Annotated in this window: 12 protein-coding genes and 1 tRNA gene; 10 read left to right on the top strand and 3 right to left on the bottom strand. The window is 66.0% G+C overall.

Going from position 1 to position 15,174, the window contains the following annotated elements; all coding sequences use genetic code 11:
* Positions 1-102: 102 nt before the first annotated feature.
* Positions 103-477 (top strand): VanZ family protein, encoded by a 375-nt coding sequence (locus C265_RS00520; protein WP_010810092.1) that lies wholly within the window; start codon positions 103-105, stop codon positions 475-477.
* Here the strand turns inward: C265_RS00520 and C265_RS00515 are convergent.
* On the bottom strand, positions 452-1,309 hold the full coding sequence (locus tag C265_RS00515) for a 23S rRNA (adenine(2030)-N(6))-methyltransferase RlmJ (protein WP_010810091.1): 858 nt from the start codon (positions 1,307-1,309) through the stop codon (positions 452-454). The two genes, C265_RS00520 and C265_RS00515, sit on opposite strands and share 26 nt — an antisense overlap.
* 156 nt (positions 1,310-1,465) lie before the next feature.
* Between C265_RS00515 and mnmC the strand changes: the two genes are divergently transcribed.
* The 9 genes from mnmC to C265_RS00470 all read left to right on the top strand — a co-directional run bounded on the left by mnmC (position 1,466) and on the right by C265_RS00470 (position 12,835).
* On the top strand, positions 1,466-3,439 hold the full coding sequence (gene mnmC / locus C265_RS00510; RefSeq protein ID WP_010810090.1) for a bifunctional tRNA (5-methylaminomethyl-2-thiouridine)(34)-methyltransferase MnmD/FAD-dependent 5-carboxymethylaminomethyl-2-thiouridine(34) oxidoreductase MnmC: 1,974 nt from the start codon (positions 1,466-1,468) through the stop codon (positions 3,437-3,439).
* Positions 3,440-3,668: 229 nt separating this feature from the next.
* Positions 3,669-5,024 carry a trigger factor gene (tig, locus tag C265_RS00505; RefSeq protein WP_010810089.1) on the top strand — a complete coding sequence of 452 codons (1,356 nt, stop codon included), beginning with the start codon at positions 3,669-3,671 and terminating at the stop codon, positions 5,022-5,024.
* Positions 5,025-5,127: 103 nt separating this feature from the next.
* A complete protein-coding gene (gene clpP / locus C265_RS00500) occupies positions 5,128-5,778 on the top strand; it encodes an ATP-dependent Clp endopeptidase proteolytic subunit ClpP (protein WP_011615108.1) in 651 nt (216 codons plus the stop codon).
* Between the two features lie 231 nt (positions 5,779-6,009).
* Positions 6,010-7,287, top strand: a complete 1,278-nt coding sequence (gene clpX, locus C265_RS00495) for an ATP-dependent Clp protease ATP-binding subunit ClpX (protein ID WP_010810087.1) — start codon at positions 6,010-6,012, stop codon at positions 7,285-7,287.
* 255 nt (positions 7,288-7,542) lie between these two features.
* A complete protein-coding gene (lon, locus tag C265_RS00490) occupies positions 7,543-9,954 on the top strand; it encodes an endopeptidase La (RefSeq protein ID WP_010810086.1) in 2,412 nt (803 codons plus the stop codon).
* Between the two features lie 190 nt (positions 9,955-10,144).
* A tRNA-Val gene (locus C265_RS00485) sits at positions 10,145-10,220 on the top strand.
* A gap of 344 nt (positions 10,221-10,564) precedes the next feature.
* Entirely contained in the window at positions 10,565-11,164 is a 600-nt protein-coding gene (locus tag C265_RS00480) for a DUF421 domain-containing protein (RefSeq protein ID WP_010810085.1), read from the top strand.
* Positions 11,161-11,727, top strand: coding sequence for a CinA family protein (locus C265_RS00475; protein ID WP_010810084.1), 567 nt, complete (start codon positions 11,161-11,163; stop codon positions 11,725-11,727). The genes C265_RS00480 and C265_RS00475 overlap by 4 nt, the downstream gene beginning before the upstream one ends.
* Before the next feature lie 52 nt (positions 11,728-11,779).
* The gene (locus tag C265_RS00470; protein ID WP_052181574.1) at positions 11,780-12,835 is read left to right on the top strand and encodes a DNA topoisomerase IB; all 1,056 of its coding nucleotides are present in this window, start codon (positions 11,780-11,782) and stop codon (positions 12,833-12,835) included.
* Positions 12,836-12,958: 123 nt separating this feature from the next.
* Here C265_RS00470 and C265_RS00465 read toward each other — a convergent pair whose 3' ends face one another.
* Positions 12,959-13,756 (bottom strand): SDR family NAD(P)-dependent oxidoreductase, encoded by a 798-nt coding sequence (locus C265_RS00465; RefSeq protein WP_010810082.1) that lies wholly within the window; start codon positions 13,754-13,756, stop codon positions 12,959-12,961.
* A gap of 216 nt (positions 13,757-13,972) precedes the next feature.
* Entirely contained in the window at positions 13,973-15,142 is a 1,170-nt protein-coding gene (locus tag C265_RS00460) for a helix-turn-helix transcriptional regulator (protein WP_010810081.1), read from the bottom strand.
* Positions 15,143-15,174: the final 32 nt, after the last annotated feature.

Genomic DNA, 15,174 nt, shown 5'->3' with positions numbered 1-15,174 from the left:
GGATTGTAGCGCAAGGCGCGGGGGGAATCCAGCCCCGCCGGGGGCTCCGGTGCCTGCGGCAGGCGGCAGGGATATATTGTCGGCTTTCCAGATGACGCACACATGCCGATGATTGCCGTCCCGACCCTGACCCCGCTGCGCTGGCGCCTGCTGTTCTGGGGCTGCGCGGCCGCGGTGCTGGCGCTGTCGCTGATGCCGCCGACGCAGCCCCTGCCGACCACCGGCTGGGACAAGGCCAACCATATGCTGGCGTTCGCGGTGCTGGGCGTGCTGGGCCGGCGCGCCTACAGCGGCCGTGGCTGGGCCGTCTTGCTGGGGCTGGTGGCGTACGGCGCGCTGATCGAACTGCTGCAGGGGCAGACCGGCTACCGCGAGGCCGACTGGCTCGACCTGCTGGCCGACAGCGTCGGCCTGGCCGCGGGCATGGCGCTGGACTGGCTGGTGCGCCGCCTCAGTTCTCCTCGGCTTCGAGCGTGAACCTTGCGCCATCGTCCTGGCCGAGCAGGTCGGTCAGCACCGGCATGGCCTGCTGCAGCGATTCCTTCAGCCGCCACGGCGGATTGACGATGAACATGCCGCTGCCATGCAGGCCCAGGCCGCCCTCGACCGGATGCCTGACGGTCAGGGTCACGTGCAGCCAGCTTTTGAGCGGCAGGCCCTTGAGCTGCACCGGCAGCTGCGCCGATTCGCGCCGCTGCACCTGCGGGTACCAGACCGCATAGACGCCGGTGGCAAAACGCTCCAGCCCGTCGCGGATGGTCTGCACGGTGCGGGCGTAGTCCTGCTTGTCCTCGTAGGACGGGTCGACCAGCACCAGCGCGCGGCGCGGCGGCGGAGGCAGGATGGCCTTGATGCCGCCGAAGCCGTCGCCGTCGTACAGCATGACGCGGCGCCCGGCGCCGCGGAAGTTGTCGCGCAGCACCTGGATCTCGGTGCTGTGCAGCTCGAACAGCCGCAGCCGGTCGTGCTCGCGCAGCATCTGCCAGGCCAGCCAGGGCGAGCCGGGGTAGTGGCGCAGGTTGCCGTCCGGGTTGAGCGCGCGCACCTGGTCCAGGTATTCGTCCAGCATCGCCGGCAGCTGGGTGCCGCTGGCGGCGGCACGCCACAGCGGTGCGATCCCGGTTTCGAATTCGGCCTTCTTCTGCGCGTAGGCGTGATCCAGCGCGTAAAGGCCGGCACCGGCATGGGTGTCGATATACCAGAACGCCTTGTCCTTCTGCGCCAGGTGCTCAAGCAGTTGCACCACGACGGCGTGTTTGAGGACATCGGCATGGTTGCCGGCGTGGAAGGCGTGACGGTAGCTGAGCATGTGGAGCGGGGCGCCTGGACGGCGCAAATCAAGGGGCAGGGCGATGCGGTCTGCGGGAAGGCCGCTATGCTACCATCCGGCGCGAATTACCAAGCCCGCTCCCACGCCCCGGCGAATCCGCCCGGGCATTTTGCTTTTCGCCGAATTTCCTGTCCCATGCCGCGCGCACTAGAGCCCGCCGAGCCGATCCTTTCTGCCGAAGGCATCCCGTATTCGCCCCGCTACGACGACGTCTACCACAGCACCGAAGGCGGGCTGGCGCAGGCCGCCCATGTCTTCCTGGGTGGCAACGGCCTGCCGCAGGCGTGGGCCGGTCAGCGCCAGTTCGTCATCGTCGAGACCGGCTTCGGCCTGGGGCTGAATTTCCTGGCTACCTGGCAGGCGTGGCGCGCTGATCCCCAGCGCTGCGGCACGCTGCATTTCGTCTCGATCGAAAAGCACCCGTTCACCCGCGAAGGGCTGGCGCAGTTGCACGCCGGGCTGGACGGGCTGCAGCCGCTGGCGCAGGCGCTGCAGGCGCAATGGCCGCTGGCGCTGCCGGGCCTGCACCGCCTGGCCTTCGACGGCGGGCGCGTGGTGCTGACGCTGGCACTGGGCGATATCGAGCAGATGCTGCCGCGGCTGGCGGCCGGCGCGGATGCCTTTTACCTGGACGGTTTCGCGCCGGCGCGCAATACGGAGATGTGGTCGCCGCAAGTGTTCCGCGGACTGGCGCGGCTGGCCCGGCCAGGCGCCAGGCTGGCCACGTGGGCGGCCGCGGGCTTTGTGCGGCGCGGGCTCAAGGAGGTCGGTTTCGAAGTCAGCAGGGCGCCCGGCTTTGGCGGCAAGTGGCAAATGACCGTCGCGAGCTTCCGCCCGCAATGGAAAGCGCGCCGCCATGCGCCGCCACTGCCGGCCCAATGGGCCGAGCGCCATGCCATCGTGATCGGCGCCGGCCTGGCCGGCTGCGCCGTGACCGAACGGCTGGCCGCGCGCGGCTGGCGCGTGACGCTGTTCGATGGCCACGACGGGCCGGCGCGGCAGACCTCGGCGCATCGCGCGGCGGCCATGCACGCACATTTGTCCGCCGACGACAGCCTGCTGTCGCGGCTGTCGCGCACCGGCAACCAGTACGCGCTGCGTGCCTGGGCGGAGTTGGCCGAGGCCGGCCATGCGGTCGGCTGGCATGGCTGCGGCGTGCTGCAGATCGGCGAGGACGAAGCCGAGGGCGAGGCCCAGCGCGCCGCGCTGGCGGCGATGCGCTTGCCGGAAGGGTTCGTGCGCTGGATGAGCGCTGAAGAGGCGGCAGCGGCCCACCATGCCGGCGTGCCGCGTGGCGGCCTGTGGTTCCCGCAAGGCGGCTGGGTGGCGCCGCCTGACATCTGCTCGGCGCAGCTGGCGCAAGCGGGCGCTGCGGTGACGGCACGTTTCGGCTGCCGGGTTGCTGCAATCGCGCGCGTCGACGGGCAATGGCAGGCGCTCGGGCAGGACGGCGAAGTGCTGGCATCGGCGCCGGTGCTGGTACTGGCCAACGCGCATGAGGCGCAGCAACTGCTGCCGCAGCAGCACTGGACCATGCGGCGCGTGCGCGGGCAGCTGACCACGCTGGCATCCGCGCAGGTGGATGCGCTCGGCGGCTGGCCGGATTGCGTGGTGACTGGTGCCGGCTACCTGCTGCCGCGCACCGCGGACGGCGCTGGCCGGGTCGGCTCCAGCTACGACGCCGACGAGGGCCCGCTGGTGGAGCAGCCGGCGGTCCACGCGGCCAACCTGGCGCGCCTGGCCGGCATGCTGCCGCGCCAGGCCGATGCCGTGGCCGCCATCGATCCCGCGACGCTCTCCGGCTATGTCGGCGTGCGCACGGTCACGCACAACCGGCTGCCGCTGGTCGGCCAGGTGCCTGACGAGGCCGCCGCGCTGGCGCAGGCCGCATCGCTGCGCGGCGCGCACTTGCGGGACCTGCCGCGCATGCCCGGACTCTACGCCGCCCTTGCATATGGCTCGCGCGGCCTCACCTGGGCAGCGCTGGGCGCGGAACTGCTGGCCAGCCAGATCGAGGGCGAGCCGCTGCCGCTGGAGTCGGACCTGGCCGATGCGATGGATCCGGCACGCCTGCTGCTGCGCGCGCTGCGTCACGGGCACACGGGATAGCGCCGCGGGTCCGGCGGGCGGTTCCAGGCCCGTTCCGGGCAAAATCTGCCGGAAGCGAATGAAAACCGTGCGATAATCCCCGTTTTCCGTTTGCGCGGAGCTTCCCGTTCGCCGGTGCGCCGCCCCGGCCGTCCTGTCGTGACGGCGCCGTGGCGGTAAAGCGGGCGGTACATGCGCAAGCGGTAGCACCTACGAACACAACTACATTTTCTGGATTGGATCTACGACCATGTCGAACGTGATTGAGAACCTCGGCAAGCTGGACCGCAAGGTGACCCTGGCCATCCCCAAGGCCGAAGTGGAGAAGGAAAAGCAGGAGCGCCTGGTTCGCCTGTCGAAGACCGTGAAGATGTCGGGCTTCCGTCCGGGCAAGGTGCCGATGAAGATGGTCGAGAAGCAGTACGGCCAGCAGGTCGAGTTCGAAGTGCGCTTCGACAAGGCCGCGCGCAAGTTCTTCGACATCACCAAGGAACAGGACGTCAAGGTTGCCGGCCAGCCCAAGTTCGAGATCAAGAACGACGGCGTGGGCGAGGACGAAGTCGCCTTCGACGCCACCTTCGAGGTGTACCCGGAAGTGACCATCGGCGACCTGTCGGCTGCCGAAGTCACCCGCACCGGCACTGAAATCACCGATGCCGAAGTCGACAAGACCATCGACATCCTGCGCAAGCAGCGCGTGCACTACCACGCCCGCGGCGAAGCCGGCGAGCATGGCGACGGCGGTGCCGACGTCGCCGCCCAGAACGGCGACCGCGTGACGCTGGACTTCGTCGGCAAGATCGACGGTGAAGAGTTCGCCGGCGGCAAGGCCGAGGACTTCCCGTTCGTGCTGGGCGAAGGCCGCATGCTGCCCGAGTTCGAGCAGGCCGCGCTGGGCCTGAAGGTCGGCGAAAGCAAGACCTTCCCGCTGGCCTTCCCGGAGGACTACCACGGCAAGGAAGTGGCCGGCAAGACCGCCGAGTTCACCGTGACGCTGAAGAAGATCGAGTGGGCGCACCTGCCGGAAGTCAATGATGCCTTCGCCAAGTCGCTGGGCATCGCCGACGGCAGCGTCGAGAAGATGCGCGCCGACATCCGCGAGAACCTCGAGCGCGAAGTGAAGCGCCGCACGCACTCCATGCTGAAGGACCAGGTCATGGAAGCGCTGCTGAAGGCCAGCGAGCTGGACGTGCCCAAGGCCCTGATCGAGCAGGACCAGGAACGCCTGGTGGAAATGGCCCGCCGCGACCTGGAGCAGCGTGGCATGCCCAACGCCAAGGACATGCCGATCCCGGCCGAGATGTTCGCGCAGCAGGCCGAGCGCCGCGTCAAGCTGGGCCTGATCCTGGCCGAGATCGTCAAGGCCAACGGCCTGGAAGCCAAGGCTGACCAGATCAAGGCCGAGATCGAGGACTTCGCCAAGAGCTACGAAGACCCGAAGGAAGTCATGCGCTGGTACTACGGCGACCAGCAGCGCCTGGCCGAAATGGAAGCCTACGTGCTCGAAAACAACGTGGTAAATTTCGTATGCGGCAAGGCCAAGGTCACCGACAAGAAGGTGTCCTTCGAGGAACTCACCGCCGAAGGCAACCAGCAGCAAGCCTGAGGCCGGAAGTGACCCGCAGCCCCGCGCCACGGCGTGGGGCGGGGGCAGCTTCCCGAGTTACCCCGGATTGCCTTGCGATCCGACGAATCCATGGAGAACATGCATGACCCGCAATGATTTGCTTGACCGTCTCGCCACCACGCAGGCTTCGGCACTGGAAACCCAGGGCCTGGGGCTGGTGCCGATGGTCGTCGAGCAGTCCGGCCGGGGCGAGCGCGCCTATGACATCTACTCGCGCCTGCTGAAGGAGCGCGTGGTGTTCATGGTGGGCGAGGTCAACGACCAGACCGCCAACCTGGTGGTGGCCCAGCTGCTGTTCCTCGAGAGCGAGAACCCCGACAAGGACGTGTCGCTGTACATCAACTCGCCGGGCGGTTCCGTATCGGCGGGGCTGGCGATCTACGACACCATGCAGTTCATCAAGCCGGACGTGTCCACGCTGTGCATGGGCATGGCGGCAAGCATGGGCGCGTTCCTGCTGGCGGCTGGCGCCAAGGGCAAGCGTTCGGCGCTGCCCAACTCGCGCATCATGATCCACCAGCCGCTGGGCGGCGCGCGCGGCCAGGCCTCTGACATCGAGATTCAGGCGCGCGAGATCCTGTACCTGCGCGAGCGGCTCAACACCATCCTGTCCGAGGTGACGGGCCAGCCGGTCGAGAAGATTGCGCGCGATACCGATCGCGACAACTTCATGAGCGGCGACCAGGCAGTTGACTACGGCCTGATCGACAAGGTCCTCGCCCGCCGCGGCTGATGCAGCGGGCCGCCGTGGCGCAATCCGCAGCGGCGGCCGGCCAGGCTGGCACGGGCTCAAATGGCGAAGGCTACACCGGAACGAGGCCCCGTGCCTCGTTTTTTGCTTTTGCCCCACAGCCGGGGGGAACCGCCGGTGGTGCCAATTGTTTTGGCGTATGATGCGTTTGAAGCGTATCGCTGGGGAGCCTGTCGCCCCGCGGTGTGCGCCCTGCATAAGTGACTGATTCCTATGGCGGACAAAAAAGGTTCATCCAGCGAAAAGCTTCTGTACTGCTCCTTCTGCGGCAAGAGCCAGCATGAGGTCAAGAAGCTGATTGCCGGCCCGTCGGTGTTCATTTGCGACGAATGCATCGACCTGTGCAATGAGATCATTCGCGACGAGGCCACGGCATCCGAGAAAGACGCCGCCGCGGCCGCGCGCTCGGACCTCCCCACGCCCCACGAGATCCGCGAAAGCCTGGACCAGTATGTGATCGGCCAGGAACAGGCCAAGAAGATCCTGGCCGTGGCGGTCTACAACCACTACAAGCGCCTCAAGCACCTCGGCAAGAAGGACGATGTCGAGCTGTCCAAGAGCAACATCCTGCTGATCGGGCCGACCGGCTCGGGCAAGACGCTGCTCGCGCAGACGCTGGCGCGCCTGCTCAACGTGCCGTTCGTGATCGCCGACGCGACTACGCTGACCGAAGCCGGCTACGTGGGCGAGGACGTCGAGAACATCATCCAGAAGCTGCTGCAGAACTGCAACTACGAAGTCGAGAAGGCGCAGCGCGGCATCGTCTACATCGATGAGATCGACAAGATCTCGCGCAAGTCCGACAACCCGTCGATCACCCGCGACGTGTCGGGCGAGGGCGTGCAGCAGGCACTGCTCAAGCTGATCGAAGGCACCATGGCATCGGTGCCGCCGCAAGGTGGCCGCAAGCATCCGAACCAGGACTTCCTGCAGGTGGACACGACCAATATCCTGTTCATCTGCGGCGGCGCCTTCGATGGCCTGGAGAAGGTCATCATGCAGCGCTCGGACAAGACCGGCATCGGCTTTGCCGCGCAGGTCAAGAGCAAGGAAGAGCGCGACGCCAGCGAAGTGCTGCCGCAGACCGAGCCGGAAGACCTGATCAAGTTCGGCCTGATCCCCGAACTGATCGGCCGCCTGCCGGTGGTCGCCACGCTGTCCAAGCTGGACGAGGCCGCGCTGATGCAGATCCTGGTCGAGCCCAAGAACGCGCTGGTCAAGCAATACCAGAAGCTGCTGGCTATGGAAGGCGTCGAGCTGGAAATCCGCCCGGGTGCGCTGAGCGCCATCGCCCGCAAGGCGATCCGCCGCAAGACCGGCGCCCGTGGCCTGCGTTCGATCCTGGAGCAGTCGCTGATGGACGTCATGTACGACCTGCCCAACTACAAGGGCGTGCAGAAGGTGGTGATCGATGAAAATACGATCAACGGCGATGCACCTCCGCTGCTGATGTACGAAGAGCAGCAGCCCAAGGTGGCGGGGTCCAACTGACGCGAGGGCTGCCAGACGTGGTAAGTGGTCGGGACCACACCGGCAGCCGGGCGAAAAGGCCGTTCGCGTAGAAGCGAGCGGCTTTTTTTGTTTATTTCTACCGACGAGAGGGAGGAAACGCGGGTATGCTGTTTCAGAGGGGCCAGCAAGTGCAGGGAGCGGCATCTGCCTGCCTTGATGAATCGATTGGCACGTATCTTGTAATCGATTCGGGCGGCCCAATTTACGCCTTAAATGACTGACTTGGGGAAAATGATGTCCGGAACACAACTCCTCCCGGCCGAGCCGATTCGCCTCCCACTGTTGCCGCTGCGCGACGTGGTGGTGTTTCCGCACATGGTGATCCCGCTGTTCGTGGGACGCCCGAAGTCCATCAAGGCGCTTGAGACTGCGATGGAGGCGGGCAAGAGCATCATGCTCGTGGCCCAGAAGACGGCGGCCAAGGACGAGCCGACCGCCGACGACCTGTATGAGGTCGGCTGCATCGCCAATATCCTGCAAATGCTGAAACTGCCCGACGGTACCGTGAAGGTGCTGGTCGAGGGTACCCAGCGCGCGAATATCCGCGAGGTGAGCGAGGACGATGCGCACTTTATGTGCGAAGCCGTGCCCGTGCCGCCCGCACCTGGCGAAAGCGCCGAGACCGAGGCCCTGCGCCGCGCGATCGTGTCGCAGTTCGACCAGTACGTGAAGCTCAACAAGAAGATCCCGCCCGAGATCCTGACCTCGCTGTCGGGCATCGACGAGGCAGGCCGCCTGGCGGACACCATCGCCGCGCACCTGCCGATCAAGCTCGAGCAGAAGCAGAAGATCCTGGAGATGGTCAATGTGACCGAACGCCTGGAAAGCCTGCTGTCGCAGCTCGAGGGCGAGATCGACATCCTCCAGGTTGAAAAGCGCATCCGTGGCCGCGTCAAGCGCCAGATGGAGAAGAGCCAGCGCGAGTACTACCTGAACGAGCAGGTCAAGGCCATCCAGAAGGAACTCGGCGAGGGCGAAGAAGGCGCCGACCTGGAAGAACTCGACAAGCGCATCAAGGCTGCGCGGATGCCGAAGGAAGCCAAGAAGAAGGCCGACGCCGAATTCAAGAAGCTCAAGCTGATGTCGCCGATGTCGGCCGAAGCCACCGTCGTGCGCAACTACATCGACACGCTGGTGAACCTGCCGTGGCGCAAGAAGAGCAAGGTCAACAACGACCTCGCCAACGCCGAGCGCGTGCTGGATGAAGACCACTACGGCCTGGAGAAGGTCAAGGAACGCATTCTCGAGTACCTCGCGGTGCAACAGCGCGTGGACAAGGTGAAGGCACCTATCCTCTGCCTGGTCGGGCCTCCCGGCGTGGGCAAGACCTCCCTCGGCCAGTCGGTGGCGCGCGCGACGAACCGCAAGTTCGTGCGCATGGCACTGGGCGGCGTGCGTGACGAGGCCGAAATCCGCGGCCACCGCAGGACCTATATCGGCTCGATGCCGGGCAAGATCCTGCAGAGCCTGTCCAAGGTCGGCGTGCGCAATCCGCTCTTCCTGCTCGACGAGATCGACAAGATGGGCATGGATTTCCGCGGCGATCCGTCGTCGGCGCTGCTCGAGGTGCTGGACCCGGAACAGAACCACACGTTCCAGGACCACTACATCGAAGTGGACTTCGATCTGTCCGACGTGATGTTCGTGGCGACGTCGAACTCGCTCAACATCCCGCCGCCGCTGCTCGACCGTATGGAAGTGATCCGCCTGTCGGGTTACACCGAGGACGAGAAGGTCAATATCGCGCAGCGCTACCTGTTGCCCAAGCAGATCAAGAACAACGGTCTGAAGGCAGGCGAGATCGAGGTTGCCGAAAGCGCGATCCGCGACATCATCCGCTACTACACGCGTGAAGCGGGGGTGCGTTCGCTGGAACGCGAGGTCTCCAAGATCGCGCGCAAGGTGGTCAAGCTGCTGCTGCTGAAGAAGGAGTCGGGCACGATCAAGGTCGATTCCGAGAACCTGGACAAATTCCTCGGCGTGCGCAAGTACGATTTCGGCCTGGCCGGCAAGGAAAACCAGGTTGGCCAGGTCACCGGTCTGGCGTGGACCGAGGTGGGCGGCGATCTGCTGACCATCGAAGCCGCGATCATGCCGGGCAAGGGCAACATCACGCGTACCGGTTCGCTGGGCGATGTGATGAAGGAGTCGGTCGAGGCCGCACGTTCGGTGGTGCGTTCGCGGGCACGCCGCCTGGGTATCACGGATGAGATGTTCGAGAAGCGCGACATCCACATCCACGTGCCTGAAGGCGCCACGCCCAAGGACGGCCCGTCCGCAGGCGGTGCCATGACCACGGCGCTGGTGTCGGTGCTGACCGGCATCCCGGTGCGCGCGGATGTCGCCATGACCGGCGAGATCACGCTGCGCGGCGAGGTGCTGCCGATCGGGGGCCTCAAGGAGAAGCTGCTGGCGGCCCACCGGGGCGGCATCAAGCTGGTGCTGATCCCGGAGGAAAACGTCAAGGATCTGGCCGAGATCCCCGACAACGTGAAGAACGCCATCGAGATCGTGCCGGTCCGCTGGATCGACAAGGTGCTGGAACTGGCGCTCGAGCGCAAGCCCGAGGCGTTGCCTGAAGAAGATGCCAAGCCCGCCGAAGTGGCGGACAAGGCCACGGCCAAGGTTGAGCGTCTGCATCACTGACACAGCTTTGGCCGCATGAACGAAACGCCGCGGGGCAGCGATGCCCGGCGGCGTTTTTTTGCGCGCACAGGTCTTGGCAAACTGAAATCACCTGTATTACACTTGCGCCCTCGCAACGCAAACCACGGCAACTGCCGCGAGGTGTGGAGCGATCAGCAAGTTGCAGGCAGCCAGCCTGTGATGGTCGAGCGGGTGCTTAGCTCAGTTGGTAGAGCGGCGCCCTTACAAGGCGTAGGTCGGGGGTTCGAACCCCTCAGCACCCACCACGCTTGACTAACAAAATCAAGGACTTAGAGCGATCTAAGTCCTTTTTTGTTGGTATTTCCATCTCCCTCCGGCCGAGCCGCGCGCTAAATTGCTGTTCCGCCGTTGCTCGGCATGGCGCTCCCGGCCGGTGTTTTCCGGCGTCCCACAGATAAGCGCTATTCGCTCCCGATGTTGCGAGCGCTCTGCGCAGTTTTTTCAGGCCTGGCCCGGCACTGCACGTACGATTTCCCCGCATTCCCGCGCGAATGAGCGCATATGGGACGTGCACGGCAGCACGGCCCAGTGTCGTGAGCCTGGCGCGGAACTTGCGGAACCAGTCAGAAAATCGACTGCGGACGCCGACATGGACAGCGTGGAAGTGATCGTCGATGCGATGCGCAAGCTCGTGGGCGAAGGTGACGACCTGGCGTGGTGGCAAGGCGCCGTGCGTGCCGCCATCATCTTCGTCGGCACCTGGGCGATGCTGCGGTTGGCCGGCAGGCGGGCCTTCGCGCAAAAGACATCGTTCGACCTGTGCATCATGTTGCTGCTGGGCGCGGTGTTGTCGCGCGCCGTGGTCGGGGCCACTTCGTTCGCGGTGGCGTTTTCCGCCGGGCTGGCATTGGTGCTTCTGCACCGGGTGGTGGGCTGGCTGTCGAGCCGTTCTCCGGCATTCGACCGCGCCACTGGCGGCCACGCGCTGGACCTGCTGCGCGAGGGGGAACTGGACCGGGAGCGCGTGAGCCACGCAATGCTGACCGAGGAAGACCTCAAGGCCAACCTGCGTGCGACACTTCAGACCGACAGCTTCGACGACCTTACCCGGGTGGTGCTGGAGCGCGACGGCAAGGTGACGTTCGTGAAGGGCCGCGGCGGCGACGGCCGCGTACCCGCAGCACCGGCCACGCATGCTGTCTCGCGCAGCAACGGAGTGTCTGTGCAGGCGTCGGAGGCGCAGCGATGACGCTTGGGGAAAACGGCAGCGACAACGGCAGCATTGCGCGCTATTTGCTGCGCCACCATTTGCATGTGGTCACGGCGGAGTCCTGTACCGCGGGGCTGATCGCCTCGCGCATCGCCGAGGTGCCGGGTTGCGGAGATGTCTTGCACTGCGCCATCGTGGCGTATTCGCCCTCGGCCAAGGAACAGTTGCTGCACGTGCCGCCTGAGACCATCAGGCAACACGGACTGACCAGCGAGGCGGTCTCGCTGGCGATGGCGCTGGGCGCCATGGAGATGACCGGCGCCGACCTCGCGATCGCCAACACCGGCGTCGCCGATGATGGCGGCGATGGCGATATCCCGGCGGGTACGCAGTGCTTTGCCTGGGTGTTCCGCCGCCACGGCCATGCGGCGCGTGATGTGCTGCGGAGCACCGGGGGTATTGCCGCGTTCACGGAAACGCGGCGCTTTCCGGGGACGCGTAACGCCGTACGCGAAGCCGCTGCCGACTGGGCGCTGGCTCGCATTTGCCATTACCACGAACAGGCGCAGCGCGGGCAAGGCCACTGTGGCCCGCACGCATAAAGCGCCGGAAGACCCGGACGGCGCGCTGGCAGCCCCGGAAAGAGACCCAGCCTTGGATAGTGCCCTCCCGACTAATGGTGCCGACAAAGCGTTGCGTACGGTATTGCGCGAGGCCGGGTTGCGTTATGTCGATGACAGTATGCCGGGCATCGGGCGCCGCCGTCAGGGCGGCGGCTTTGCCTACATCGACGCCAACGGCAAACGCGTGGACGATGCCGCCACGCTGGCACGCATTGCTGCGCTGGCGATTCCTCCTGCCTACGAGGAAGTGTGGATCTGTGCGAACCCTGCGGGCCACCTGCAGGCGACCGGGCGCGATGCGCGCGGCCGCAAGCAGTATGTCTACCACCCTGAGTGGAGCGCGCAGCGCGATTCGGACAAATACGCGCGGTTGCCGGCCTTCGGCAGCGTACTGCCCCGCTTGCGGGCGCGCGTCGCGCGCGACCTGCGCCGCAACGGCATGCCGCGCGAAAAAGTGGTCGCGGCGGTGGTGCAACTGCTCGACGCCACGCTTGTGCGCGTGGGTAGTCCGCAATATGCGAGGCAGAACCGCACCTACGGCCTCACCACGCTGCGCCGCCGCCATGTCACCGTGCGCGGCAGCCGGCTGCGTTTCCAGTTCACTGGCAAGAGCGGCATCACCCACGACGTATCGGTCAACGATCCGCGCCTGGCCCGCATCGTGCGCAATTGTGCCGACCTGCCAGGCCAGTGCCTGTTCAAGTATCGCGACAGCGACGGCGAGATCCGCGAGGTCGGATCCGCCGACGTCAACGCCTACCTGCAACAGGCGACCGGCGGCGACTTCACTGCCAAGGACTTCCGCACCTGGGCGGGCAGCGTGCATGCGCTCGCGCTGCTGCGCGCGGCCGGCGCGGACGGCGAAGCAGCGCGCAGGAAGTGCGTGGCCGGGGTCATCAAGTCAGTGGCCCAGCGCCTGCGCAACACCGTGGCGGTGTGCCGCAAGTGCTATGTCCATCCGGCGGTGATCGAGGCCTTCATCGACGACGGATTGCAGGACTGCGCGCGCGTCGCCATCGTCAGCCGCCTGCGTGCCGACGAAGCACGGCTGCTGAAGCTGCTTGCAGAACGGGCCAGGACTGCATAGGGCGTCCCGCGGTGAGCCTCGAGCGTCGAAAGGCTGACGGAAGAACCAGGGCTGGACGTCCGGCCGGAGGATGGCGACCCAGTATGAGAACGGCCCAGCAGCCACAGGACAGGGCGCTCCGATTCAGCGCTGCGAAGGAATGTTGCCGCCGTCGACGATGAGCTCGGTGCCGGTGACGTAGCTGGCCTCGTCCGACAGAAGGAAACGGACCACTCGCCCGATCTCCGCGGGGGTGCCGAGGCGGCCCAGCTGGATGCGTCGCTCGAAGGTGCCTTCGGGCAGGGCATCGATGGCAGGTTGAAGCATCGGTGTGTGGATCTGTCCGGGAGAGACGGCGTTGATGCGGATGCCGTCGCGGCCCAGGCTGTCCGCGAGCGAGCGCACCAGCGAGAGCAGGCCGCCCTTGGAGGCGGAGTAAGCCGGAATCAGGGCGTTGCCCAGCGTGGCATTGATCGACGCGATGCCGACGACTGCCGCGCCGGGTTGCGCGCGCAGGTCAGGCAGCATGGCTTGCACCAGCAGGGCCATGGCGCGCAGGTTGACATCAAGCACCGCGTCCCAGCGCGCCTGTGTAAGGCCGTCGATCCCGCTCTGGTCCACCACGCCGGCAGCATGCACCATGCCGCCCAGCGCCGGCAGGGCGGCGCGGGTGCGGACCAGCGCGTGTTCCAGGCCGGCGGGGGCGCGCAGGTCGATGCCGAGCCCGAAGGTGGGCACGTCATAACGTTCGGCGAGCGCCGCGGCGACGGCACGCGCCTTGTCCTCCTGGATATCCCAGATGGCGACCGGCCGGTTTGCCGCGGCCAAGGCCGCCGCACAAGCCTCGCCAATGCCGGACGCGCCACCGGTAACCACGACCGCACTGGCCGGCGTGTTGAGGGCCACGCAAAAATCGCCGGTGGCAGGGTGTTGGATCGTCACTGGATGTCTCTCCCGGATGTCATGTTGTTGGCGCAGCCGCGGTAGACGCGGCTGATATGCGCATTGTTTCCTGTCACGCAGGATGCGACATAGTCCAAATGGACCAAAACAACCGCGCCCGAGACGATTTTCCGCCATGGCACCCTGCGGCCGGGGCGATGCGTCTGCTCATCGTGCCGTCAGCTCGCTGAGTGGCGTCGGCACGTCGTATTCACCTCAATCGAGCGGAATGATGCTGTGCAGGACGGTTTGTACCAGCGCCGCCTGGCGGGTCACCCCAGTCTTGGAGAACACGGCACGCAAATGCGCGCGCGCGGTATTGCGGCGGATGTCGAGTTCCTGCGCCGCTTCGTCCAGTGACCGGCCCTGGGTCAGCAACAGTACGAGCGACGCCTCCGTCCGGGTGAAATCGAACATATTGCGCAGTAGTTCGGCCGACCCCAGTGCCTTTTGATCGGGGTCGCGGATAAAGACCGCCACCGCGGGCTGGCGCGGACGCTCGGACCACTTCTGCGAGGCGATGGAACGCACCAGCAGTCCCAGCCGGGCGCGGTCGCCCTTGCGCGGCACCGACAGCCCGAGCGGGATGCCGGGCTGCTCCGAGTCTCGCAAGGCGATGGCCTGGCGGACCAGGGCCTGCAGCTTGCGGTTTTCCTGCGCCGAGTCGGCCATCAACTGGCCGTTGCAAACCACCAGACCATCCTTTTCCGCCAGCAAGGCGTCGGCCATGCCATTTGTGGTAAGGACCTGGCCGGTGTCGTCCAGGATCACCGAGCCGATCAGCAACCTGTCTACCGTGCCGGCGTAGAAGCGCCGCTCCGACTCGGTCGTGTTGAGGTTGGCGTGGATACGTACCGCGCGCTCCAGGTGCGGCACGATGCGCCGGCACAGCGCCTTGTCGGCCTCGGAGAAGCGGTCGCTGCCATGTGGGCGGCAGATTCGCAAGCGGCACTCCACACCATGCTCGGCGCGGATGTCTACGCCCATGATTTCAAGCACGTCGTAGGGCTTGTTGAAGAATCGATAGATCTCGCTCTCTAACCACCTGGCCTCGCCAATCAATTCATGCACGGTCAGGACTTGTGCGTTGGGCAGGTTGACGAAAGGGTCGATGGCATAGAAGTGCTGTGCGTAGGCGCCCGTTCCGACGGTGGTATCCACCGCGCTGGAAGTGATCATCAGCCCCGGCGACGTATTGGACGGCGGGCGTAGCACCAGGGTCACGTAGTTGGCGGCCAGCAGGTGTCGCAGCGCATCCAGCAGCGACTGCCATGGGATATCAAGCAGCGGGCCGTCGTACACCAGCCCGATCAGATCGCTGATCTCGTCAATGCCGAGTGCGGGCCGGCCAGGTAGCTGTGCGTCGATCCATTGAAGGCTTGTCATCGGTGCTCTCTCAAATCTGCGGCGCAATGCGG

The organism is Cupriavidus sp. GA3-3 (assembly GCF_000389805.1).
Lineage (GTDB): Bacteria > Pseudomonadota > Gammaproteobacteria > Burkholderiales > Burkholderiaceae > Cupriavidus > Cupriavidus necator_D.
The sequence above is the reverse complement of the archived record's forward strand: the minus strand, read 5'-3'. Positions and strand labels throughout refer to the sequence as shown.